This is a genomic window from Marixanthomonas ophiurae (assembly GCF_003413745.1).
Taxonomy (GTDB): domain Bacteria; phylum Bacteroidota; class Bacteroidia; order Flavobacteriales; family Flavobacteriaceae; genus Marixanthomonas; species Marixanthomonas ophiurae.
Window position 1 is genome coordinate 416,055 of the sequence record NZ_QVID01000002.1, and the last position, 24,254, is coordinate 440,308.

At 32.5% G+C, this 24,254-nt stretch carries 22 protein-coding genes; 21 read left to right on the top strand and 1 reads right to left on the bottom strand.

Annotated elements, in window-relative coordinates; all coding sequences use genetic code 11:
- The first annotated feature begins 3 nt into the window (after window positions 1-3).
- The 21 genes from cysC to DZ858_RS12140 all read left to right on the top strand — a co-directional run bounded on the left by cysC (window position 4) and on the right by DZ858_RS12140 (window position 22,761).
- The gene (gene cysC / locus DZ858_RS12040; protein ID WP_117159915.1) at window positions 4-597 is read left to right on the top strand and encodes an adenylyl-sulfate kinase; all 594 of its coding nucleotides are present in this window, start codon (window positions 4-6) and stop codon (window positions 595-597) included.
- Between the two features lie 6 nt (window positions 598-603).
- Window positions 604-1,509 (top strand): sulfate adenylyltransferase subunit CysD, encoded by a 906-nt coding sequence (cysD, locus tag DZ858_RS12045; RefSeq protein WP_117159916.1) that lies wholly within the window; start codon window positions 604-606, stop codon window positions 1,507-1,509.
- Between the two features lie 76 nt (window positions 1,510-1,585).
- Window positions 1,586-2,842, top strand: a complete 1,257-nt coding sequence (locus tag DZ858_RS12050; protein WP_117159917.1) for a sulfate adenylyltransferase subunit 1 — start codon at window positions 1,586-1,588, stop codon at window positions 2,840-2,842.
- A gap of 30 nt (window positions 2,843-2,872) precedes the next feature.
- The gene (locus tag DZ858_RS12055; RefSeq protein ID WP_117159918.1) at window positions 2,873-3,628 is read left to right on the top strand and encodes a hypothetical protein; all 756 of its coding nucleotides are present in this window, start codon (window positions 2,873-2,875) and stop codon (window positions 3,626-3,628) included.
- A complete protein-coding gene (locus DZ858_RS12060; RefSeq protein ID WP_117159919.1) occupies window positions 3,618-4,262 on the top strand; it encodes a sulfotransferase family protein in 645 nt (214 codons plus the stop codon). Before DZ858_RS12055 ends, DZ858_RS12060 begins: the two co-directional genes overlap by 11 nt.
- Window positions 4,262-4,966, top strand: coding sequence for a sulfotransferase family 2 domain-containing protein (locus DZ858_RS12065; protein ID WP_117159920.1), 705 nt, complete (start codon window positions 4,262-4,264; stop codon window positions 4,964-4,966). The genes DZ858_RS12060 and DZ858_RS12065 overlap by 1 nt, the downstream gene beginning before the upstream one ends.
- A gap of 121 nt (window positions 4,967-5,087) precedes the next feature.
- On the top strand, window positions 5,088-6,767 hold the full coding sequence (locus tag DZ858_RS12070) for a glycosyl hydrolase family 28-related protein (protein WP_158548371.1): 1,680 nt from the start codon (window positions 5,088-5,090) through the stop codon (window positions 6,765-6,767).
- A 35-nt stretch (window positions 6,768-6,802) separates the two neighbouring features.
- On the top strand, window positions 6,803-8,299 hold the full coding sequence (locus DZ858_RS12075) for an MATE family efflux transporter (RefSeq protein ID WP_117159922.1): 1,497 nt from the start codon (window positions 6,803-6,805) through the stop codon (window positions 8,297-8,299).
- Between the two features lie 138 nt (window positions 8,300-8,437).
- Window positions 8,438-9,319, top strand: coding sequence for a glycosyltransferase (locus DZ858_RS12080; protein ID WP_147309598.1), 882 nt, complete (start codon window positions 8,438-8,440; stop codon window positions 9,317-9,319).
- Window positions 9,320-9,408: 89 nt separating this feature from the next.
- Window positions 9,409-10,788 carry a hypothetical protein gene (locus DZ858_RS12085; protein WP_147309599.1) on the top strand — a complete coding sequence of 460 codons (1,380 nt, stop codon included), beginning with the start codon at window positions 9,409-9,411 and terminating at the stop codon, window positions 10,786-10,788.
- 26 nt (window positions 10,789-10,814) lie between these two features.
- Entirely contained in the window at window positions 10,815-11,921 is a 1,107-nt protein-coding gene (locus DZ858_RS12090) for a glycosyltransferase (protein WP_117159925.1), read from the top strand.
- Complete coding sequence (locus tag DZ858_RS12095; RefSeq protein WP_117159926.1) at window positions 11,905-12,918, top strand: polysaccharide biosynthesis protein; 1,014 nt, start codon at window positions 11,905-11,907, stop codon at window positions 12,916-12,918. The genes DZ858_RS12090 and DZ858_RS12095 overlap by 17 nt, the downstream gene beginning before the upstream one ends.
- Window positions 12,918-13,346 carry a WxcM-like domain-containing protein gene (locus DZ858_RS12100; RefSeq protein WP_158548372.1) on the top strand — a complete coding sequence of 143 codons (429 nt, stop codon included), beginning with the start codon at window positions 12,918-12,920 and terminating at the stop codon, window positions 13,344-13,346. Before DZ858_RS12095 ends, DZ858_RS12100 begins: the two co-directional genes overlap by 1 nt.
- Window positions 13,343-14,464, top strand: a complete 1,122-nt coding sequence (locus tag DZ858_RS12105; RefSeq protein ID WP_117159928.1) for a polysaccharide biosynthesis C-terminal domain-containing protein — start codon at window positions 13,343-13,345, stop codon at window positions 14,462-14,464. The genes DZ858_RS12100 and DZ858_RS12105 overlap by 4 nt, the downstream gene beginning before the upstream one ends.
- A 57-nt stretch (window positions 14,465-14,521) precedes the next feature.
- Complete coding sequence (wecB, locus tag DZ858_RS12110) at window positions 14,522-15,658, top strand: non-hydrolyzing UDP-N-acetylglucosamine 2-epimerase (RefSeq protein WP_117159929.1); 1,137 nt, start codon at window positions 14,522-14,524, stop codon at window positions 15,656-15,658.
- A 39-nt stretch (window positions 15,659-15,697) separates the two neighbouring features.
- Window positions 15,698-16,894, top strand: coding sequence for a glycosyltransferase family 4 protein (locus DZ858_RS12115; protein WP_239990780.1), 1,197 nt, complete (start codon window positions 15,698-15,700; stop codon window positions 16,892-16,894).
- Window positions 16,895-16,995: 101 nt separating this feature from the next.
- Entirely contained in the window at window positions 16,996-17,607 is a 612-nt protein-coding gene (locus DZ858_RS12120) for a sugar transferase (protein WP_117159931.1), read from the top strand.
- Window positions 17,604-18,221 carry an acetyltransferase gene (locus tag DZ858_RS12125; protein WP_117159932.1) on the top strand — a complete coding sequence of 206 codons (618 nt, stop codon included), beginning with the start codon at window positions 17,604-17,606 and terminating at the stop codon, window positions 18,219-18,221. Before DZ858_RS12120 ends, DZ858_RS12125 begins: the two co-directional genes overlap by 4 nt.
- On the top strand, window positions 18,214-19,350 hold the full coding sequence (locus DZ858_RS12130; RefSeq protein ID WP_117159933.1) for a DegT/DnrJ/EryC1/StrS family aminotransferase: 1,137 nt from the start codon (window positions 18,214-18,216) through the stop codon (window positions 19,348-19,350). The genes DZ858_RS12125 and DZ858_RS12130 overlap by 8 nt, the downstream gene beginning before the upstream one ends.
- A gap of 32 nt (window positions 19,351-19,382) precedes the next feature.
- On the top strand, window positions 19,383-21,389 hold the full coding sequence (locus DZ858_RS12135; protein WP_117159934.1) for a polysaccharide biosynthesis protein: 2,007 nt from the start codon (window positions 19,383-19,385) through the stop codon (window positions 21,387-21,389).
- Window positions 21,390-21,420: 31 nt separating this feature from the next.
- Entirely contained in the window at window positions 21,421-22,761 is a 1,341-nt protein-coding gene (locus DZ858_RS12140) for a capsule assembly Wzi family protein (protein WP_147309600.1), read from the top strand.
- A gap of 187 nt (window positions 22,762-22,948) precedes the next feature.
- On the opposite strand, the gene lysA is transcribed toward DZ858_RS12140, so the two are convergent.
- The gene (gene lysA / locus DZ858_RS12145; RefSeq protein WP_117159936.1) at window positions 22,949-24,154 is read right to left on the bottom strand and encodes a diaminopimelate decarboxylase; all 1,206 of its coding nucleotides are present in this window, start codon (window positions 24,152-24,154) and stop codon (window positions 22,949-22,951) included.
- Between the last annotated feature and the right edge of the window lie 100 nt (window positions 24,155-24,254).

Consider the following 24,254-nt stretch of genomic DNA (forward strand, 5'->3'; position numbering starts at 1 on the left):
ACTATGCAAGAAAATATTATTCCACACGATTTTAAAATAACCAAAGAGAAAAGATCTGAATTAAAAAAGCACAATTCATTCCTGCTTTGGTTTACAGGGTTGTCAGGTTCTGGTAAATCCACCATCGCTAATGCTGTAGAACAAGAGTTATATAGCAAAAATATACATACGTATACCTTAGATGGTGATAATGTAAGAAAAGGGCTTAACAAAGACTTAACTTTCACTCCAGCAGACCGTACCGAAAATATTCGTAGAATTGCCGAAACAGCAAATTTATTTGTCGATGCAGGAGTAGTTGTATTGGCAGCATTTGTTTCTCCTTACAAAAAGGATCGCGAATTGATTAAAAAAACAGTCAAAGATGTTAACTTTGTCGAGATTTTCATCGATACACCGATTGAGGAATGTGAGAAAAGAGACGTTAAAGGGTTATATGCAAAAGCAAGAAAAGGATTAATCAAAGATTTTACAGGGGTAAACGCTCCTTATGAGGCTCCAGACAATGCAGCTATTACAATCGATACAACGAAGGTTTCAGTTTCGGAATCTGTGGAGCTAATTATGAAAACAATAAAACCCAAATTAGAATTATAAAAAACTATGAGCAAGTATTATTTAAATTACCTAGACGAATTAGAGTCTGAAGCAATTTACATCCTACGTGAAGTATGGGCGCAATTTGAAAACCCGGTTATTCTTTTCTCGGGGGGTAAAGATTCTATTTTGGTAACCCATTTAGCTAAAAAAGCATTTTATCCTTCAAAAATACCCTTTCCATTAATGCACGTGGATACGGGGCATAACTTTCCTGAAACCATTCAGTTTAGAGATGATCTAATAGAAAAGTTTGATGCCCAGTTAATTGTCGGTTCTGTACAAGAATCAATCGATAAAGGTCGAGTTGCTGAAGAAAAAGGGAAGAATGCCACTCGAAATTCACTCCAAATTACAACGCTTTTAGATGCTATAGAAAGTAATAAAGTGGATTGTGCTATTGGTGGTGGTCGCCGGGACGAAGAAAAGGCTCGTGCTAAAGAGCGCTTCTTTTCACATAGAGATGATTTTGGACAATGGGACCCTAAAAACCAACGCCCAGAACTATGGAACATCCTTAATGGAAAGCACTTTGAAGGCGAACATTTTAGAGCATTCCCAATAAGTAATTGGACCGAAATGGACGTCTGGAACTATATTAAACGGGAAAGTATACAAATACCTTCGCTATATTTTGCACATGATAGGAAAGTTGTGTGGCGTAACGACTCCTGGATTCCGGTTTCCGAATACTTAAAACTAGAAGAAGGCGAAGAGATTGTTACCAAGAAAATTCGTTTTAGAACATTAGGAGATATAACCATTACAGGAGGTATGGAATCTGACGCCGATACGTTAGAAAAAATCGCTTTAGAAGTTTCTGCTATGAAAAAAACCGAACGCGGAAACCGTACCGATGATAAACGGAGCGAAACTTCCATGGAAGACAGAAAACGACAAGGATATTTCTAGAATATTTGAGTTAGGAAACAAGAAATAGGAGATAAGACTGAAATAGCATTGTATTAAAAAAAGAATAGTATTTAGAATGGAAATAAGCGAAAATCAATTATTACGATTTACAACGGCCGGAAGTGTAGATGACGGTAAAAGTACCTTGATAGGAAGATTACTTTTTGACAGTAAAGCCATTTTTGAAGATCAACTGGAAGCTGTAGAAACAACCAGTAAACGGAAAGGTCATGAAGGAGTGGATCTTGCATTATTTACCGATGGTCTAAAAGACGAAAGAGAACAAGGAATCACCATAGATGTTGCATACCGTTATTTTACCACCCCAAAACGAAAGTTTATTATAGCTGATACCCCGGGACATATTCAATACACTCGTAATATGGTTACAGGAGCTTCGACAGCTAATGCAGCATTAATATTAATTGATGCTCGTCATGGAGTAATTGAGCAAACCAAAAGACACGCTTTTATAGCTTCTTTACTTCAAATACCGCATATTGTAGTCTGTATCAACAAAATGGACTTGGTAGATTTTTCAGAAGAAATTTATAACGATATTATTTCTCAATTTGAAGAATTTTCTTCTAAGTTATATGTAAAGGATATTCGCTTTTTGCCTATTAGTGCTTTGTTGGGTGATAACGTGGTAAATCGTTCAGAAAACATGGATTGGTATCAAGGCGCGCCGTTATTGCATACTCTTGAGAATATTCATATAAGTAGCGATATCAATAAAATTGATGCGCGCTTTCCTGTACAAACTGTATTAAGGCCTCAAAGTGATGGTTTTATAGACTATCGTGGGTATGCTGGAAGAGTAGCAAGTGGTATTTTTAGACCAAATGACGAAGTAGCTGTTATGCCATCCGGATTTACATCAAAAATTAAATCTATTGACACGTTTGACGGAGAAATAGATGAAGCTTTTGCACCAATGTCCGTATCAATCACACTAGAAGATGATATTGATGTAAGTCGTGGCGATATGATTGTAAAAGTAAATAACAAGCCGGAAGCTGAACAGGAATTTAGTGCTATGATTTGTTGGCTAAATAACGAAGCATCAAAACCAAGGGCAAAATACACGATCATGCATACCTCTAATGAGCAAACCGCTATGATTAAGGATGTGTTATATAAGATAGATATAAACACCTATAACAGAAATGAAGAGGATAAAGGCTTAAACATGAATGATATTGCTCGTGTAACTATAAGAACTACACGTAGGTTAATGATCGATGAGTACCGTGATAACAGAAATACAGGTAGCTTTGTTTTGGTAGATGATGTTACTAATGAAACGGTTGCGGCCGGAATGATTCTGTAAGAGTTGAAGCCATAAATAGCTTATATCTTTATGAAAAAAGTATTAATTACCTCAATAGGAAGAACAGGTACAGTAAGTCTTACTCAGTTTTTAAATACTATTGATCAAGTTTCTTGTTTTCATGAAAAAGAACGGCAAGATGTACCTTTTCTTTTTTTATCGCAGCTTAATCAATTTTCAAATATTACAGAAAATTATTTTAAACAACGTGACATTGAGGCTTCAAAGATGGATTGTGATTTTTATATTGAAGTAAATCCATACTTTAGATTTGCAGACAAGAAAATACTAGATTCTTTAGGATGGGAAAAAGTCTTTATAGTTAGAAATCCTAGAACATATCTTGAGAGTGTTTATACTCGTAACCTGTATACAAAAAGTGATACTACTTGTGGACAATTTCCTGATAATAGTGATCCAATTTCAAAAGAATGGGAAACATTAACTCGATTTCAAAAGCTATGTTGGTACTACGGTAAAGTTCATGAATATATTGCACAATCTGAGAATTCTAATTATCAATTTGAAAAATTAACATCATCACCTGAAGCGTTAAAAAAACTAATTTTTGATATAGGGATTGACCAAACAAGAATAGAAAATTATCATTTACCAAAGCGAAACACTTCTTTTAAAAATAAAATAAAAAGAAAAATTTCTTCAACTTTAAAAAATGAATCTACAGTAATTAAGCCTCTAGACTGGACAAAGTTGAGTGAAGATGAAATGAAATTTTATAATTTGTATTGTAAGAAACCAGCAAAATCTTTAGGTTATGTTTTATGATGAATGGTGGATATATCAAAAGGTTTACTTAAAGCACGTACGAAAAAAACAAGTTAAAAAATATCTTGAACAAGTACGTAATAAAGAAAAACCTTTGTTTATTCATATAAATAAAACAGCGGGGTCTTCAATAGCAAAAAGTATGGGTATTACTGAGATACATTATACTCTTGCTGAATACGAACAGTTGTATTTTAATCAATTTAATGAGACTTTACCAAAAGATATAGCTGTATGGACGTCAATTAGAAACCCTTTTGATAAAGTAGCATCCGAGTATTTTTATAGAGTAAAACATAACCAGAATAAAATGGATACTAACCCTATTTCGTTTGAGCAATGGGTAATCAAAGCTTATGAGCAAAGAGACCCGTTTTACCGCGATCGCGAAATTATGTTTAATACACAGTGTAGTTGGATAGAAAGTGAAATAAATTATAATATTAGTTTTATACGGTTTGAAAATCTTCAGGAAGATTACAATAAATTAGCTTTAAAATACAATGGAGTACCCTTAGTCTGGAAAAAGAAATCAAAAAATAAAAATTATAAAGATTACTTTTCTGAACGTACGAAAAAAATCATTAGTAATGAATTCAAAGAAGATTTAAAACACTTTAATTATACTTATTAATGATTCTACCCGAACATAAAGCCTTATTTGTACACGTCCCAAAAGCTGCCGGCCAAAGCGTTGAAAATTTTTTATTACAAAGTTTAAATAAAGACCGAAAGGCAGATGGCCCGGATTACTTATTGAGACCAAATAATAATCCTGCAAAAGGTCCTAAACGACTTGCGCACCTCACGGCTTTAGACTATGTTAAGTATGAGTATCTTTCCCCAAAAGAATTTGATGATTATTTTAAATTTTCAATAGTTAGAAATCCTTGGTCCCGGATGGTATCTTTTTACAAGTTTCGTGGGTTTAGTAATCTAACTTCTTTCAATACTTTTGTAAGTAAGTATCTTCCTAAGTATTTTGAAGATGAACACTGGTTTTTTAGGCCACAAACCGATTTTATTTTTAATGAAGAGGATAAATTGGTTGTTGATTTTATGGGAAGATTGGAGCAGTTGGATACTGATTTTTCAAAAATAGCTCAACAATTATCTGTTCCTTTTACCAAACTTCCTAAAAGTAACCATTCGATTGAAAAAGGATTGATTTCTCGAAAAAGCTATAATCTAATAAGAAAGCATCCCGGAATTATTAAATATATATCATCTTCTCCCAAAAATAATAAGAAGTATAAAGAGATGTATAATGACACATCTCGGAAAATTGTTGAAAATTTGTATCAAAAAGATATTGAACTTTTAGGATACACTTTTTAATTTCTTATTATTTTAAATCTATAGCTATATGAAGTTTTCATTTAATTACTTATGTACACTTGTTTTTGCAATAGTATCGTTAACTGGGTGTGCACAAACCAAAAGCAGCAATGATAGTTCATTGAAAGATTTAGATGGTACTATTATTAATAGTAAACAGATTATTAAAGGAACAACTAAATTAGATGATACAGACGGCACCATTTTATCTGGCAACGGAAGTTTTAACTTACAAAAAAATGCCAAGCTTACAATAGACTCTAAACTGACTATATTACACAACAAGCAATTGTTTTTTGGTGAAGGTGAAGTTGATTTTTTAACAGGATCCGTAGAACAATTAAATGTAGTTTGGTTTGGGGCAACCCCTAATGATGCTTCTTCAGATGCTTCTGCTATACAAAGGACTATAGATGCTGCAATCCATAGTAAAGGAGTTTCGGTAGTTTATTTTCCTCCTGGAGAATATATTATTGACAAACCCTTATTAGCACTTCGTGACAAAAACAAAAACGGGGTGTATGACTTTCTAAATCTAACCCTAAAAGGTCATCAGCTTGCTTATAACAATCCGGGTGACGGAAAAAGTGGAGTTTCGGTTTTAAAAGCTAACAAGGAAATACCATTTATTTTTGGAGTTCAGGCAGCAAGAGGACTTCATATAAAGAATATGGTTTTTGACGGTTTTATAACAAAAAAGTTTTCTCCTGAAGATTTAATTTATAAATCTTCAAACCAATTATATAAACAAAATCGCTATGCTCCCTTAAGTGCAATAGTAATAGACCCATTTTCAAGTAAAAAACCTAAAAATGGTGGCTACGAGGGTTTTGATGGATATTACACCGAAATTCGTGCAAGCACACATATATTGATTGAAGGCTCAGCCATTGAAAATTTTCCTACTGGCATATCAATTACCCCGAATGGGGAAACTCAACAAGGAGATTCAGTAATTATAAATTTCACAAGATTTACAAATCTTGTAAACGGCATCGTAATATGTCAAACACAATCTCGGAATATTGTAGTAGACAAATGCTCTTTTGGCAGAATGAAGTACTGTTTTAATTCAGAAGATTTTGGGGAGCAGAATGGAATTTTGCCAGAAGTTAACAATATAAAGGTGGCCGACGGTGTAGCTTGGCTATATAAGGCTAATGGAAATGTAGCTTATGGCCACTTTCGTAATGTATATACAGAAGAACTTTATGGTATAGGGTATTCTGTTCTTAATAAGCAACCTCTTAATTTTGAAGGCTGTGTATTTAAGCTTCGACCAATGAAAGATAATACTAAGCAAAGTTTAAACCCGTGTATACTTAGGGCAGACAATGCTTCATTTATTGGTTGCACCTTTTTAGTTGGAGGAGGTAAATCAAATAACGAACCAATTGTAATGGACGTTAAAAAAGCAACTTTCATTAACTCTTATCTTGATACTTATCCTATAAATATAGGTAAATCTATAGTTAACACTAATATTACAGATTATTATAATTCCTCACTCCGAAAAATTAAATTGAATAAAGCGCCATGGAACGATAGAAAGTATGAGAAAATAAAAACCTTAAAAGTTTTATATGATAAAAAATTGAATGAGTACAGATTTAAAAATGAAAGTTCATATAAGAAAGGGGATTTTATCTTTGGTCAAATTGCTTTAAACCTAGAGCCATTTAGAAATGAAAAAATTGTAACTATAATTGGTCAAGTTAACAAGGTCAAAAATAAAACTATATTCTTTGAAAGTAATCTTTTAGAAAAACAAGACAAATTGGTAAAAATAATTGAGAAGTAACTATAACTTACTTTTAATGAGTATATAATTTAAAGATGTCAAAAAAACTTTTTAAATCTTTTGGGTATAAAGCTATACATATTATAGCACTTGTTTTAAACTCAATTCTATTAATTCCAATCTTATTAAAGTATTGGGATTTAAAATTATACGGAGCGTGGATTGCTTTATATTCTTTTTTTAATTTAATTCAGGTATTAGGGCTTGGTCATAGTGTTTTTGTAGGAAACGAATTTAACCGTTTAGTTCATAAAAATAAAGAAAAAGCAAAAATAGCATTAGGCTCAGCATTTAGAGTAAACTTTTTAGTAAGTTTTTTAGAATTAGCAATAGTTGCTTTTATTTACTTTACTGGGATTTTAAGTTTTTTTTTAGATGAAGAAATAGATTCCTCTATTGTTGCTACAGTGCTATCGATGTTTTTTATATATAGAATGATAATAGGTTCTTATCGAGGTCTTGCAGTTAAAATATTAAATCCTTTTGGTTATATATATAAGGCTTTTCAATTTGCTTTATATGAAAGTATTATAGAGTTTTTAGTGTTAGTTATTGCAGCTATAGTAGGCTTAGACTTAATTGGCTTAGCAATATTATGGGTGATTTTAAAATCATTATTATCACTTTTCGTACTGCTTCAAGTACGAAAAATATTACCAGAATATTTTCCCTGGTGGAAGTATGGCTCTCTCAAAAATGGAATAAAAAACTTTCGCATTTCCAGTTCTTTTGCAACAAGTAATTTTTTGGATCGCTTGAGTAATGATGGACTTGTTCTTATAGTATCAGCATTTGCAGGCACTACAATTTTACCCCTTTTCGCGGCAACTAAAACAATAGTTAATTTTGGACTAAAGCTTTCTGAACTATATTTATCTCCATTAGCTCCTGAAATGATAATATTCTATGCTCGTGACCAAAAGACCAAGATTTTAGATGTTTTTAAATCTTTTTGGTTTGTAACTGGAGTACTATTAATAGGAGGTTATACAATATCATTGTTTTTTATTGAAGACCTTTTTACGCTATGGACACATGGTAAACTAGAATTTAATTTAGTATTATACAGTGCATTGATAATTATACTTTTAATTCAAAATTATGGTAAAATAATTACAACATTTTTTACTGGTATTAATAAAACAAATATCGTTCTTTTAACGTCTATAATCCGAATTTTCTTACTCTTTACAGTGGCTTTTCTCTTTAAAGAATTAGGGTTATATGCAATTTTATTAGGACTTTTTATTTCTGAAGTATGTATTAGCTTATTTTGGTTACCTTATAATGCGTTTACTGTTTTTGAATACTCAACAGCAGGTAAGGCCAAGTTCCTTATTAATTTTTTCACAGTATTACTATTAGGCGTATTATACTATTTTAATTATATGGGAATAGGTGTTTTTCCACTTATTGTTTTTTTCTTACCAATAGTAGCAATGCTGTTCTATCAATACACCCTTATATCAAAAAATACTAGGGGTATGGTTACAAGAAGTTTTAAGAAGTTGATTACATTTGCCGCCAAATAACAACCTGTGGAAACCCAAAAACTGCTATTTGTGTTCCGAAAGCCCAATAAGGGTAATTTTAGTATAGAAAAAGTATATGACGTTATTTTTGACCAGCTTAAAAATGAAATAAAAAACAACTTTTCTATTTCAAAAACTGTGTTAAAGTATAATTATGATATAAAGACTTTTCTATTTTACTTCTTTACTTCTTTTTTTTCGAAAAAACATATCGTACATATTACTGGAGGCTGCAACTATATGGTGCTGGCTTTTCCTTTTAAAACTAAAGTTCTAACTATACACGATTTATATCATTTTAAAAGTTATAAAGGTTTAAAAGGAATAATGTACGATTTTTTTTATTACAATCTTCCCTTACGCTTTAGTGATGAGATAATAGTGGTTTCAGATAATACAAGGGATGAAATTTTAAAAAATTTTAAAATTAAAAAAGATAAGGTTAAAGTTTTGCACAATCCAATTGTAATACCCTTCAAAAAGATACAAAAAAGAGAGCGTAATATAAGTAAAGAGACACCTTTAAAAATTTTGCAAATAGGAAGCAAATCTTTAAAAAATTATGAAAGATTAATTTTTGCTACCAAAGACATGCAAGTTGAATACAATTTTATTCACGCAGATAAAAAGCAAATTGAAAGTTTAATAGAAAGAGAAAATATTGAAAATAAAAGTAATGTATTATCTAGTATAAGTGATAATGAACTTTACAAACAATATTTTGAAAACGATATTCTTTTTTTTGCTTCGGAAGCAGAAGGGTTTGGTTTACCTATTATTGAGGCACAGGTTTTTGATATGCCGGTAATTACATCAAATATTCCACCTATGAATACAATAGGTAAAGGGGCAATATTGGTAGATCCATTTGATGTGGATTCGATAAAAAAAGGGTTTTTGAAACTATATAACCCATCTATCGTATCAGAACTTAGTAAAATAGCAAATAAAAATGTGGTACAGTATCATCCAGAACAAGTTAGTTTGGAGTACTTAGATTTTTATAAAAGCATCTCATGAAAAACTTCATTCTTTTTACTGTTTTCTATGCTTGCGGGGTTTTTCTCTTAAACCTACTGTATGTTGATTTTTATGGAAATTTTTTCTTTTTGTTTTTAAACTTTTTAGGTCTACTGTATAATATTTTAATTTTCTTTAAAACAGACACCTTATCTAATGAATATAAGTTTTTAAGTGCGGGATTTATAGGGGTTCTTACTGCCTTTGTTGTATTTAATGGGGGGCTTATGGTTTTGTTGTATGTTAAAAACTTCAATTTTATTGAGGCAAACAACTTAAAAAGGTTTCTTGATAATATTATGCTAATGAAGTTCTCAACGGTAGCAGCTGTAGGGAATATCTCTCTATGGTTAGGGTATAAGGCTAAACTAGGTGATTACCTCTTTTCTATATATTATTTAAAATTAGGTTATAAGCGATTATTGAACCTAGATATAAGACCTTTCTTTCCAAAAGCTTTAATTATATTTGGCTTATCGATAAACTTGATTCTTTTCATTAATGGAGCTTATGGTAGAGGGTTAGCTGAAGCAGAAGATTTTTCAGGAGTTTTTCGCTATTTAGTTGAGTTTTCTAGCTATTTTGAAAAAATAGCTTTAATAGGTTATTTTATACTTGCACTTTTACATTTTAAAACAGGAGAACACAAGACGTGGTTTAGAGTTTCATTATTTTTACAAGTTCTCTTTGCTTTGGTTTCAGGAGCCAGAGGACCGATAATTTTTCTCTTTATTTTAACAATACTTCCTTATTATTACGTACATAAAAAAATAACTTTAAAAATCATTTTTGGGGGGTTAGTTGTTATATTGGTTGCTTTTACAGTTGCATCAGAAATAAAAAGATTTACCCAAAACTTTAATAAGACAGATATATCGCTAACTGAATATGTTGATGCTTATTTTGAATATAGGGAAAAAAGCAACGCAGAACTTGATAAAAAAATATATGAGTCTTTATACTACAACATCGTTTTGAGACTCAGTATGGTTACTGCTGGTAGTATAGCGATAGAGTATGAAGATCAGCAGGGGCTAGATGAATTTGATCCAGATTTTCATCATGAACTTCAAATGATCCCAGTTTCAGTGATAGTTCCCCGTTCTAAAGTTTTTGGGACCTCTTTTCCCAGTTGGGGAAATTGGTTTAGGCTTAAAGTTTTAGGGTTTAGTGATACATATTTTAGTAACACTTCCTTTGGTTCAGTCGCCTTTTTTTACTTTGCAGGTAGGTGGGTTTTTGTTGTAGTAGGCTTCTTCTTGTATGGGGTAAGTTTACGGTTTAGCAATAATATTTTAGAACTGGGAACTGGAGTTTCCTTTTTAATATATTTAGCAATATTATCTGCTATTGGTTTTATCACGGCATCAATTCCTAGTGCTTTTGTTTCATTTTTTCGATTTGTATTTTTCTTACCATTAATTTTTTATTTCATTGTTTATTTTTTCAATAAGTTGAGAATATATTAATAACCTAAGTTAAGTAATCTAATTTTATGATTGTTATCCTTGCCACACAATTTACTCCAGCAGTTAAAGCAGGAGGTCCAATTAAATCACTTAGTGGTATTTGCAATATATTGAGCAAGGACGGTTATAACTATAAAGTTGTAACACATAATACCGATATTGATGGTAGTTTGTTACCTCCGTCTGGCTATGTAAAAGGAGTAGATTACTTACCTGCAATAACTATCAAGGGATTAATACCTTATTTAAAACAGGCAAACTTAATATGGATTAACACCTTGTATAGCCCAACATTTTCAATATTCCCTTTAATTGGACTATTTTTTATAAAGAATACCACAGTTTTGGTTAGTCCTAGAGGTCAATTGTTAAAAGGAGCTCTTTCATTTAAAAAGCGTGTTTATTTAGTTTTATTTAAATTCTTTTTGAATATATCAAAACATAAAATTGTAATTCACTTTACAAATCAGCAGGAACTAGATAAGTCGATTACTACATTTAAAAACTTTAAAACTGTTATTTTCAACAATCCTATTTCTGGAAAAGTTGAAAAAGAAATACAAATAAATAAAACTCCTAGTAATTTTGTTTTAGGTTTCTTTGGAAGGGTTTCGCCAATAAAAAACATTGAGTTTATCTTAAAACTACTCCCCACGCTGGGGGCTTCTTTTTCATGTAAGATATATGGTTCAATAGAAGATAAACCATATAAAGACCGTTTGGATAAATTAATTGAAACCCTTGATATTTCAGAACAGGTATCTTTTTGTGGTAATTATGATAGTACTACCTTTGCAGCAAAAGTTCAAGAAGTTGACCTTGTGGTAATACCATCTTTTTCCGAAAATTTTTGTCATGTATTTTTTGAAGCCATAGAACAAAGAAAAATTGTAATAGCCAGTGATGGCTTGCCGTGGATAGAAGTAAACTCACGTGTTAAAAACACTATTTTGGCTCTAAATGAAAAGAAATGGGTTGATAGAATTATTGAAATAAAAAAAATGAAAACGGATCAATATATTGAAGAACAAAAGGAGTTAGTATCTTATTATTATTCAATTTATGAGTCTGTTCAGAATGATACGCTAAAAATTTTTAAGAATATACTTGAAGACAATGAAAATAAAAGATAAAATATTGCTCATTACGGGCGGGACCGGTTCATTTGGTAGTGCGGTTTTAGAAAGGTTTTTACATACAGACCATTTCAAGGAAATACGTATTTTCTCTAGAGATGAAAAAAAACAGGACGATTTAAGACGTTCCTTGTCAAGCCCCAAAGTAAAATTTTATATTGGTGATGTAAGAGATTATACCTCTGTTGAAAATGCAGTGAGAGGAGTAGACTATATTTTTCATGCAGCCGCATTAAAGCAAGTTCCTTCGTGTGAGTTTTTCCCAGTACAAGCTGTAAAAACGAATGTCCTAGGAACTGAGAACGTTTTAAACGCAGCTATTAAGCTTCAAGTTAAAAATGTAGTAGTCTTAAGTACCGATAAAGCAGTGTATCCTATTAATGCTATGGGTATTTCAAAAGCAATGATGGAAAAAGTGATGATTGCAAATTCCCGTAACGCTGGCGATACTGTTATTTCGGGCACTCGTTATGGTAACGTAATGGCCTCAAGAGGTTCCGTTATTCCATTATTTGTAGATCAGATAAAATTGAAAAAAGCTATTACTATCACTGATCCAGCAATGACTCGTTTTATGATGACTCTGGAAGATGCTGTAGATTTAGTTCTTTTTGCTTTTGAAAACGCCCACCCAGGTGATATGTTTGTGCAAAAAGCACCTGCAGCAACTATTGAAATATTGGCAAATGCATTAAAAGAAATGTATGAGAGTAGTTTAGATATTAAAATAATTGGTACTCGTCATGGGGAAAAACTATACGAATCACTTTTAACTAGGGAAGAGGTGATAAAGGCAGAAGATTTAGGCAATTATTACCGTATTCCAGCTGATAACAGAGATTTAAACTATGCCAATTACTATTCCGAAGGAGAAGTTGATATAAGTCAAGTGGAAGATTATCATTCTCATAATACAGAGCAATTAGATGTTGAGGGTATGAAAGACTTACTATTAAAACTTGACTTTATACGGGAAGATATAAAAAGCAAATAGTGTTGCAACCTAAAATTATTCAGGGTGGTAGTCATATAGATGAAAGGGGAACGTTACAATTCCTCAATGATTTTGATATGAAGCAAGTAAAACGATTGTACCAAACAACCAATGCAACCACAAGTATGGTACGTGCTTGGATGGCACATAAAATTGAATCTCGATGGTTTTTTTGTGCTGAAGGTAAATTTACAGTTAAACTCGTTCGAGTTTTAGATTTTGAAAAAGGACTCGCATCCAATGAAATAATAACCTATAAATTAGATTCGGATAATCCACAAATTTTATATATTCCACCTGGTTATGCATCTGGCTTTAAAACAGAGGTGTCCAACTCTAAATTACTGATATTCGCAGATTATGCGTTTGGCGAAATAGAAGATAACTTTAAATTTACAACAACCGATTTTTTACCTTGGCAATCATGATAAAAACAGGAATTACAGGCCAGTCCGGCTTTATGGGACAACATGTGTATAATTATTTAGGCACAAAACCAGAACAAATAGAGTGTGTTGATTTTAAAAGGGAGTTATTTAATAATATTGAATTGTTAGAAAAATTTGTATCGTCATGCGATGTTATAGTTCATATTGCTGCTATGAACCGTCACGAAAATCCACAAGTAATTTATGACACGAATGTAGGATTGGTGCAAAAGCTCATTCAAGCGTGTAAAAATACAGGGGCTACACCCAAGATAATTTTTTCATCATCTACTCAAGAAGAACGGGATAATTTATATGGGAAATCAAAACGAGATGGTAGGAAAGCCCTTGAAAAGTGGGCTAATGAATACGGTGGAAATGTAATCTCATTGGTAATCCCTAATGTGTTTGGACCGTTTGGAAAACCATTTTATAATTCAGTAGTGGCTACTTTTTGTCATCAGTTGAACCATAATGAAACCCCTGAAATTTATAAAGACGGTACGGTAAACCTAATTTACATAAACGAACTTTCTAAAGTTTTTTATAATCACATTATCAATCAGAGTACAGAAAAAGTTGAATTAGTTACGGTCTCACATACGGCAAGAAAAAAAGTCTCTGAAATACTTACTTTATTAAACTCATTTAAAAAGAATTATGTCGAAAACGGAGTAGTACCTAACTTGACAGATTCATTTGAAAAAGCATTGTTCAATAGCTTTGCCAGTTACATTCCTAAAGATTATTTTCCAAGAAAATACACCAAGCATAGCGATAACCGAGGAGCCTTTGTAGAAATTATGCGTGCCAATACTCCAGGGCAAACTTCTTTTTCAACTACAGTTCCGGGTATTACGCGTGGTAATCATTACCATACACGTAAAGTAGAACGTTTTGCCGTTATCAGCGGAAAAGCTTCTATTAAACTAAGAAAGATTAATACAGATAAAGTATATGAGTATCATTTAGATGGAAGCGAACCGGCCTATGTTGACATGCCTATTTGGTACACACATAACATCACCAATATTGGCGATACAGAATTGATTACGTTGTTCTGGATTAACGAACCTTATAATGCTGAAGATCCGGATACTTATTTTGAAACCGTATAGATTTAATAGTTAAAACACATTTAAAACATTATTTTTGCCGCACCAAACAACCTAACTATGAAAAAGCTAAAAGTTGTTACCGTAGTTGGCACACGCCCCGAAATTATCCGTCTAGCTTGTGTAATGCAAGCTTTAGATGCTAATGAAGCCATTGACCACATATTAGTTCATACCGGTCAAAACTACGACTACGAACTAAATGAAATATTTTTTGAAGATCTTGAAATTAGAAAGCCAGATCATTTTCTAGAAGCTGCCGGTAGAAATGCCACGGAAACGGTAGGTAATATTTTAATTAAAATTGATCCTATTTTAGAAAAAGAAAATCCTGATGCCTTCTTGGTCTTGGGAGATACCAATTCGTGTTTATGTGCCATTCCTGCTAAAAAAAGAAAAATACCTGTCTTTCATATGGAAGCAGGAAACCGTTGTTTTGATCAGCGAGTGCCAGAAGAAACCAATCGTAAAATAGTAGATCACGTAGCCGATATTAATTTAACCTATAGTAGCATCGCTCGTGAATACCTATTAAGAGAAGGACTTTCACCAGACCGTGTTATAAAAACAGGGAGTCCCATGTTTGAGGTGCTGAATAAGTTTAAGTCAAAAATTGAAAACTCAAATGTTTTAAACAAACTTAACCTTGAAAAACATAAATACTTTGTGGTTTCCTCTCATAGAGAAGAAAATATAAATAGTGAAACCAACTTTAACGGATTGATTACTTCTTTAAATGAAATAGCTGAAAAATATAACTATCCCATAATCGTTTCTACCCACCCACGCACCCGAAATATGTTGGAAGAGAAAAAGGTGCAAGTGCATGATAACATACAATTTTTAAAACCACTTGGTTTTAGCGATTATAATGCACTACAAATGCATTCGTATGCAACATTGTCTGATAGTGGTACTATTTCAGAAGAATCTTCTATTTTAAATTTCTGGGCCTTAAACATTCGTGATGCACATGAACGTCCTGAAGCAATGGAGGAAGCATCTGTAATGATGACAGGGCTTAATCCAGAACGTATTATGCAAGGTTTGGTAGCTTTAAAAATGCAAAAAAGAAACCCAGAGCGTAATTTCAGACAAGTGGCTGACTATAGTATGCCTAATGTTTCAGAAAAAATGGTCCGTATCATTCTTTCCTACACCGATTATATAAATCGGGTAGTGTGGAGTAAGTATTAATCAACTTCTGTTTTTACAATGCGAATTCTTTTTTTAACAATGGTGAAAATAAATTCTATTGAAGATAGAGGGATTTATACAGATTTATTAAGGAAATTTAGAAACGAAGGTCATGAAATATGTATTACTACCCCTACCCAACGACGAAACAAAGAAAATACCGCACTAAAAGAATTAGATAATGTTTCAATTTTAAAGGTGAAGACTCTAAACCTTGAAAAGTCTAGTGTTTTAGAAAAAGGCTTAGGTCAATTGCTTTTGGAAAAGCAATACCTAAAAGCTATAAAAAAATATTTTAAAGGCATTAAGTTTGATTTAGTTCTATATTCAACACCACCTATTACTTTTTCAAAGGTTGTGAAATATGTAAAACAACGAGATAATGCCTTTACTTACCTTTTGTTGAAGGATATTTTTCCCCAGAATGCGGTGGATATGGGAATGATCAAAAAAAATGGATTTCTACATCGTTTCTTCTTAAAAAAAGAAAAAAATCTTTACAGATTATCTGATGCCATTGGCTGCATGTCCCAAGCAAATGTAGATTATGTATTAAATAACAATCCAGAAATAGATGTTGCTAAGGTAGAAATCAATCCTAACTCTATCGAGCCGATTCAAGTAAGACAATCCAATTCTGAAAAAAATGACATCAGGGATAAATATAAATTACCAAGAAATAAAAAAATATTTGTGTATGGAGGTAATTTAGGGGTTCCACAGGGAGTTGACTTTCTTATAGAAACAATCGATAAGATTCACTACGATAACGTTTTTTTCCTTATTGTAGGCTCAGGAACACAATACAAAAAAATGGAATCTTGGTTCACCATAAATAAGCCATTAAATGCAATTTTATTGTCTGCTCTGCCAAAAAAAGATTATGATGCGCTGTTACAAAGTTGCGATTTTGGGATGATTTTTTTACATAAAAATTTCACTATTCCTAATTTCCCATCAAGATTGTTATCCTATTTAGAAATGAAAATGCCGATTCTGGTAGCGACCGATGTTCATACAGATATAGGTGCAATTGTGGAGAGGTATAATTGTGGGTTTTGGGTTGAAGCAGGAGATACTGAGTCACAAAAGAGTAAAATTAATGAAATGATTAATATGGATGAAAAGGGGCTAAGAACTATGCAAGAAAATTCTTGGGCTCTACTAAAAAACAACTATACAGTTCAGGTATCTTATAAGGCGATAATAGAAAAGGTATCAAAAAATAAAGCCTAGACTATATTAATACCTTCATTATTGCTTTAGTATCCAAAATATGTTTCTTGTCAAATAGTTTTGCTTAATTTTGTCTGCTATGAAAGCGATTATTGTTGTTTATGTACCGTAAATTAATTAAACCTTTTTTAGATATAGTCATTGCTCTAATACTTGTAATTATTTTTAGTCCATTACTGTTTTTAATAACAATAGGATTGTTAATAGTAAATAAAGGCAAACCTTTCTTTTTTCAACTACGACCTGGAAAAGATGAAAAACTTTTTAAAATAATCAAGTTTAAGACAATGACTGATGAGTGTGATAAAAATGGAAACTTACTACCAGATGCAGAACGCTTAAAATCATTAGGAAAGATTGTAAGAGCCACTTCATTGGATGAAATACCACAATTACTTAATGTTCTTCAAGGAAGTATGAGCTTAGTGGGGCCTCGTCCTTTATTACCAGAATACATAGACCTATATACAAAAAAGCAAAAAAAGAGACATGCTGTAAAACCTGGAATTACGGGGTGGGCGCAAGTAAATGGACGAAATGCAATAAGCTGGAAAAAAAAATTAGAATATGATGTATGGTATGTTCAAAATCAATCCTTTTATTTAGATTTTAAAATACTTTTAAAAACAACAGAAAAAGTATTATTAAAGGAAGGGATTAATACAAAAGGAGAAGCAACGACCCGGCGTTTTACTGGAAAAAAGAAGCTATGAAAGATTTAATTTTATATGGTGCTGGTGGTCACTGTTATGCAGCTATTGAATTGATAAAAAGCACTGGAGAGTACAATCCAGTTGTAATTTATGATGACGCTCCAAAAGTTCAATCAATTTTTGGGGTACCAGTTAAAAAATTTAATTCAGATCCAATCTTAAGCCCTCTTTGTATTACAATAGGGGAGAATTCTGTTCGCGAACTTATAGCTTCAAAATTTAAAAATTTTTACCCTTCATTTATTCATAATAGTGCAGTCTTAACATCCTCTTCCGTAATAGGTAAAGGTACATTGGTTCACCCTAATGCAGTTATAGATGCAGGAGTTGAAATAGGTGACTTCTGTATTATTAATAATAATTCAACAATTTCACATAATTCTATTATTGGTAATTTTGTTCACATAGCTATTCAAACAGCAATTGCTGGAGGGGTACAAATTGGATCAGGGTCTTTAATTGGAGCTGGAAGTGTTATTTTGCCAGAAGTTAAAATTGGTTTAAAAAGTATTATTGGAGCTGGTTCGGTAATTACAAAAGATGTTCCTGATAATGCAATTGTTTATGGAAACCCTGGGGTTATTAAGGGATATAATAAAAACAGTAATGAGTAAATCAAAAATATGGCTTTCCTCACCACACATGGGAGGAAACGAACAAAAATATATTGAAGAAGCATTTGCTAAAAATTGGATTGCTCCATTAGGTCCTAATGTAACCGGATTTGAGCAAGACCTTGAAAGCTACTTAGGGGAAGACTCTCACGTGGCGTGTGTGTCATCTGGTACAGGAGCAATACATTTAGCATTAGATATTGCAGGCGTTACAGCAGGTGACGAAGTATTATGTCAAACCTTCACGTTTTGTGGATCTTCACATCCTATTACTTATATGGGAGCAACCCCTGTTTTTATAGATAGTGAAGAAGAAACATGGAACATGTTTCCAAAGTATCTAGAAGAAGCCATTAAAGACGGTATCGCGAATGGAAAAAAACCAAAAGCTGTTATAGCTGTTCATTTGTATGGTATGCCAGCCAAAATAGATGAAATTGAAGCTATTTGTAAAAAATATAATATTTTTTTAATTGAAGATGCTGCGGAAGCATTAGGTTCATCATACAAAAACCGAAAGTGTGGAACATTCGGCGACATATCAATTCTATCTTTTAACGGCAATAAGATAATTACCACGTCGGGAGGAGGAGCTTTGGTTTGTAGAGATAAAGAAACTAAAGATAAAGCAATATTTTTAGCAACACAAGCTAGGGACGAGGCACCACACTACCAACATTCTAGAATAGGATATAATTATAGAATGAGTAATATTGTTGCCGGTATAGGTCGTGGACAGATGGAAGTGCTCGACAAACATGTAGCCTTACGAAGAGAAAACAATGTGTTTTATCAAAAACTTTTTAGTACTATTGAAGAAATACAACTGTTTTCTGAGCCAGATTCAAACTTCTATAGTAATCATTGGTTATCCGCTATAACGCTTAAAAAATCCGACAACCAGCAAATTATAGAAAATTTACGATTATTTTTGCATAAATTTAACATAGAAAGCAGACCTTTGTGGAAGCCTATGCACGTGCAACCTGTGTATTATGGTTCTAAATTTTATGGCAATGGTACTGCCATAGAAATTTTCAAAAAAGGGTTGTGTCTACCTTCAGGGTCGAACTTGACAGATTCTGAAAGGGATAGAATAAAAAATGCAGTAAGAATGTATTTTAGTTAATAACTCCCCACTTTATTAACTAACACTGGAGTATGGAAAATAAATTTATTAGAGCTTTGAAGATTATAACATCTTCAAAAGGAAATAGGCTGGATATTCGGAATGTAAAATATTTGCCAAGATGGTCTGTATTAGGCATTGATACATTTTTGCTTGTATGCTCCATTGTGTTAACGGTAATTATTCTTCGTGACTTACACATTAATCACTTAAAACTAATTTCAGCCACACAACAAGTTATTCTAGTCTTAGGGATTAACATATTCTTTATGTTACTCTATAAAACGTATGCAGGTCTTATTCGGCATTCATCTTTTATGGATGCCTTAAAATTAGTATTGGCAAGTTCTAGTACGTTTGGAGTGCTTGTTCTTATAAACCTTGGGATATTAATAGTTGTTAAAGAAAAAATATTCTTAACATCTGCCCTTGTTGTTTATTCTTTTTTTTCATTTACTTTTTTGTTCTTATTTAGATTATCTGTTAAGCAGTTTTATGAGTACTTTAAAATTTACCAAAACGATACCAAATCTGAAAAAGCTATAATAGTAGGTGTTGATGAAAACGCAATATCCATTGCTGCAGCCTTAGATATTGAGCATCCCCAGCGTTTTAGAATAGAAGGATTTGCTTCTCCAAAATCATCTAACAAACGATTATTAATTCTTGGAAAACCTGTTGTTACTATTAAGGATAAATTAAGTAATGAAGTAAAAAAACTCAATGCAACAGCAGTGATTCTTTCAGGTAGCTCACTTTCTTCAAGTGAAAAATATAAACTCGTTGAAGACTGCTTAGAAAATAATATTAAAGTATACAATTCACCTTTGGTGTTAGATTGGGGTGAGAATACATCGGTTGCAAAACAGGTTAAAAACCTTCAAATTGAAGATTTATTGGAGCGAGAACCCATTGAAATACACTCCAAAGAGAAATCTAAACAGCTTAAGAAAAAAACCATATTAGTAACTGGTGGTGCTGGTTCTATAGGTAGCGAAATTGTAAGACAATTAGCTAGTTATAGTCCAAAGTTGGTATTGATTTTAGATCAAGCCGAAACTCCTTTACACATTTTACAACTTGAATTGACTAATAAGTATCCAGACTTTAACTTTAAGTGTTTAGTGTGTGATGTGGCTAACCGAAACAGATTAGGTACCTTCTTTAAAAAATATGATATAGATGTGGTATATCATGCCGCAGCCTATAAACATGTTCCTTTGATGGAAGATAACTGCCCTGAAGCGGTTATAACTAATATTTACGGAACCAAAAACTTAGCAGACCTCTCTGTAATATATAACGTGTCTCGGTTTGTAATGGTTTCAACCGATAAAGCAGTGAATCCAAGTAACGTTATGGGAGCCTCAAAAAGAGCAGCTGAAATGTACGTACAGGCTCGAAATTATTATACTAATGGAAATGGCACCCCATGTAAAACAAAATTTATTACCACCCGTTTTGGGAATGTATTAGGGTCCAACGGAAGTGTTGTGCCTTTATTTAAAAAACAAATTGAAAAAGGTGGACCTGTAACTATAACCCATCCCGATATAATCAGGTATTTTATGACCATTCCTGAAGCTTGCCAGTTAGTTTTAGAAGCTGGAGCTATGGGGAAAGGAGGCGAAATATTTATTTTCGATATGGGTGAGCCTGTAAAAATCATGGACTTAGCCATAAAGATGATAAAATTGGCAGGTTATATACCTTACAAGGAAATTGATGTAGAAATTACAGGATTGCGTCCGGGCGAAAAACTATATGAAGAGTTAATTAGCCATACTAGTAAAGCGTTACCAACTCATCATGAAAAAATAATGATAGGAAAAGATGTGACAAAAGATTTTGACTTTGTAGATAAAAAAGTAACAAGCATAATTGAAGCTGCCTTACGTTATGATGATAATGACGTGGTTAGCAAACTTAAGCTCCTTGTACCAGAATTTATAAGTAAAAATTCTGAATTTGAACTATTAGATGCTGAAAAGAAAGAATCTTTGTTAAATGTAAAGGTTGAAACTGCTGAAAATTTATAATATTAAGCCATATAAACCTTGCATTTTAAAAATGAAAAAAAGCCTTATCCCCCTTCTTGTTTGTTTTGTATTTACTTATACGCTAAAGGCGCAAAAAATAGAAGTAGAATCTATGGTTTCAGCAACAGGATTATTGGCTGAAAATAATCAACTACCTTTTTGGTTAGTGGCAAATAATAACGGGGCATTAGCACCAAGTACAAATGGGTTATTTGAAGCAAGTTCAAAAATAGTATATGATTTCAACAAAAATACTTCAATAGAAGCAAAGGGTAGTTTTTTTCTAAGAGATGGTGTTACAGATAAATTTCAGCGTAATGAACTCTTTATACGTTTCAAAAATAAATGGGTTCAAGCTACTTTAGGAAGTGAAAATCCACAAGAAAAATATAATGGTTTATCTGTAGTTGATGACAACTTTTTACTTGCAGGTAATTCAAGATCAATTCCAGGGTTATTACTTGAAACACCAAAACCATTAGAAATAATAGACAATTTTGCAGTTGATTTGGGCATAGGTCATTATGAATTAAATGATGACCGTTATGTTGATGATGCTAAGCTACATTATAAAAGATTGAATGTATCTTGGACGTTTGCACAAGAAAATACTTTGGTTTTGGGTATTGAGCACTATGCACAATGGTCTGGAAATTCACCTGAAATAGGAAAACAACCCGATTCTTTTTCTGATTTTATCGATGTATTCTTTGCAAGAAGGGCAGCAGAAGGTAGTTTTCAAAGCGATCAAGCAAATGCTTTAGGAAACCATATAGGGATATACAATTTTGAATATAAGTTTCAACCTGATATAGGGGACTTTTCATTCTATCATCAGCATCCTTTTGAGGATGGCTCAGGTACTCGGCTAAAAAATTTCCCAGATGGGATTTGGGGAATTTCTTATATGCCAAATACTATAGACTATACTAGTTTTTTAACTGGGTTAGTATTAGAGTACGTCCAGACTACCAACCAAAGTGGTGGATCTGGGCGTAGTGGAATAGATAACTATTTTAATAGTGGAGTGTACCGATCTGGATGGACTTATGATGCGAATATTATAGGTCTTCCGTTTATTTATAGAGACGATACAGGCTTAAAAATAGCCAATAACCGCTTGCGAGCTATCAATCTAGGTTTTTCTGCCGCTAATAAACAATGGTCATATTTGTTTAAAACAACCTACGTAGAAAATTTAGGAATCTACCCCGAGCCAATTATCCCTAAAGACCGCTCAGTATATACTTTGTTTAAAACACAATATGATTTTGAAAAACTAGGTTCAATCTCTTTGATGCTCGGATATGATTTCAATGATTTACGAGATGATAATTATGGAGGAGGCTTAACGTATAGTTATTCATTTTAATTAAGAATTATCATTCTTATTTTTAAATAAAAACCCCAACGGCAACCACAAAAAAATAAATAAATACCATCCAGTAATAAGTCCGATAATGGTAATTATCACTCCAATACTAATTAAAGCCAGTTGCAATTTTGAAAATTTCATAATAAAAAGATACAGAAAAGCCCCAATCTAGGGACTTTTATAATTATAGTTCGATTATTTCTTGATTAGTAATGATATCCTCAAACGTTTCTCGTTTCCTAATTAAATGCGCTTTTCCTTTATACCAGAGCACTTCGGCTGGGCGATAACGCGAATTGTAATTACTTGCCATAGAAAAACAATAGGCTCCGGCATTGCTAAAGGACAAAATATCACCTTCATGAATTTCTGAAATTCTTCTGTTATTAGCAAAGGTATCGGTTTCACAGATATAGCCTACAACACTATAAAAACGTTGTTTCCCTTTCGGGTTTGATACATTTTCAATCTCGTGTTGCGATCCGTATAACATAGGTCGTATTAAATGGTTAAAACCGCTATCTACTTGTGCAAAAACGGTAGACGTGGTTTGTTTTACCACATTTACCTGTACTAAAAATTTTCCAGCCTCACTCACCAAAAATTTACCTGGTTCAAAGGCTAACGTCAATTCCTTTCCGTAGTCTTTACAAAATTCGTTAAAACGTTTACTTAGTTTTTTTCCTAATTCTGAAACATCTGTTTCAATATCATCTTTTTTATACGGTACCTTAAACCCACTTCCAAAGTCAATAAACTCAAGGTTTTTGAAGTGTTTAGCGGTTTCAAATAATATTTCGGCAGCATATAAAAATACTTCAATATCTAGAATATCACTACCCGTGTGCATATGAATACCATTAATGGTCATGCCTGTATTTTCGACAATGCGTTCCATCAAAGGTAATTGGTGAATCGAAATACCAAATTTACTATCTATATGACCCACAGAAATATTCGTGTTTCCACCTGCCATAACATGTGGATTAATACGAATACACACCGGAATAGTTGGGTGTTTCGTTCCAAACTGCTCTAAAATAGAAAGATTGTCAATATTAATCTGCACACCTAGTTTTGCGGCAACTTCGATTTCTTCTAAGGAGACACCATTTGGGGTGTAAATAATATCTTTAGGGTTCACACCGGCTTCAATACCTAAACGAACCTCTTGAATAGAAACCGTGTCTAATCCGCTACCCAATGAGCTAAGCAATTTTAAAATTGAAATATTAGACAAGGCCTTTACGGCATAATGAATCTTAACCTTCTTAACCTGTTTAAAAGAATTTGTTAGCGTTTTATACTGTTTTTTTATAGTATCAGCATCATATACATAAACTGGGCTCCCAAACTCTTGCGCTACGGCTAAAAGGTCTTGATTTGTCATAATCTTAGTTTTAAAAAATTAAAGGTTAAAAAAGTTGCTAAAATTAATAGGAATATGCGAGTTTATTACTAATAAAATGGTAAAGTTTTTTTTATGAAGT

Coding starts and splice junctions, on each gene's coding strand:
- cysD (WP_117159916.1), top strand. CDS start 604: ATGAGCAAGTATTATTTAAATTACCTAGACGAATTAGAGTCTGAAGCA.
- DZ858_RS12120 (WP_117159931.1), top strand. CDS start 16,996: ATGTACCGTAAATTAATTAAACCTTTTTTAGATATAGTCATTGCTCTA.
- DZ858_RS12050 (WP_117159917.1), top strand. CDS start 1,586: ATGGAAATAAGCGAAAATCAATTATTACGATTTACAACGGCCGGAAGT.
- DZ858_RS12130 (WP_117159933.1), top strand. CDS start 18,214: ATGAGTAAATCAAAAATATGGCTTTCCTCACCACACATGGGAGGAAAC.
- DZ858_RS12125 (WP_117159932.1), top strand. CDS start 17,604: ATGAAAGATTTAATTTTATATGGTGCTGGTGGTCACTGTTATGCAGCT.
- DZ858_RS12060 (WP_117159919.1), top strand. CDS start 3,618: ATGTTTTATGATGAATGGTGGATATATCAAAAGGTTTACTTAAAGCAC.
- DZ858_RS12075 (WP_117159922.1), top strand. CDS start 6,803: ATGTCAAAAAAACTTTTTAAATCTTTTGGGTATAAAGCTATACATATT.
- DZ858_RS12115 (WP_239990780.1), top strand. CDS start 15,698: ATGGTGAAAATAAATTCTATTGAAGATAGAGGGATTTATACAGATTTA.
- wecB (WP_117159929.1), top strand. CDS start 14,522: ATGAAAAAGCTAAAAGTTGTTACCGTAGTTGGCACACGCCCCGAAATT.
- DZ858_RS12065 (WP_117159920.1), top strand. CDS start 4,262: ATGATTCTACCCGAACATAAAGCCTTATTTGTACACGTCCCAAAAGCT.
- DZ858_RS12095 (WP_117159926.1), top strand. CDS start 11,905: ATGAAAATAAAAGATAAAATATTGCTCATTACGGGCGGGACCGGTTCA.
- DZ858_RS12055 (WP_117159918.1), top strand. CDS start 2,873: ATGAAAAAAGTATTAATTACCTCAATAGGAAGAACAGGTACAGTAAGT.
- DZ858_RS12135 (WP_117159934.1), top strand. CDS start 19,383: ATGGAAAATAAATTTATTAGAGCTTTGAAGATTATAACATCTTCAAAA.
- DZ858_RS12140 (WP_147309600.1), top strand. CDS start 21,421: ATGAAAAAAAGCCTTATCCCCCTTCTTGTTTGTTTTGTATTTACTTAT.
- cysC (WP_117159915.1), top strand. CDS start 4: ATGCAAGAAAATATTATTCCACACGATTTTAAAATAACCAAAGAGAAA.
- DZ858_RS12105 (WP_117159928.1), top strand. CDS start 13,343: ATGATAAAAACAGGAATTACAGGCCAGTCCGGCTTTATGGGACAACAT.
- lysA (WP_117159936.1), bottom strand. CDS start 24,154: ATGACAAATCAAGACCTTTTAGCCGTAGCGCAAGAGTTTGGGAGCCCA.
- DZ858_RS12090 (WP_117159925.1), top strand. CDS start 10,815: ATGATTGTTATCCTTGCCACACAATTTACTCCAGCAGTTAAAGCAGGA.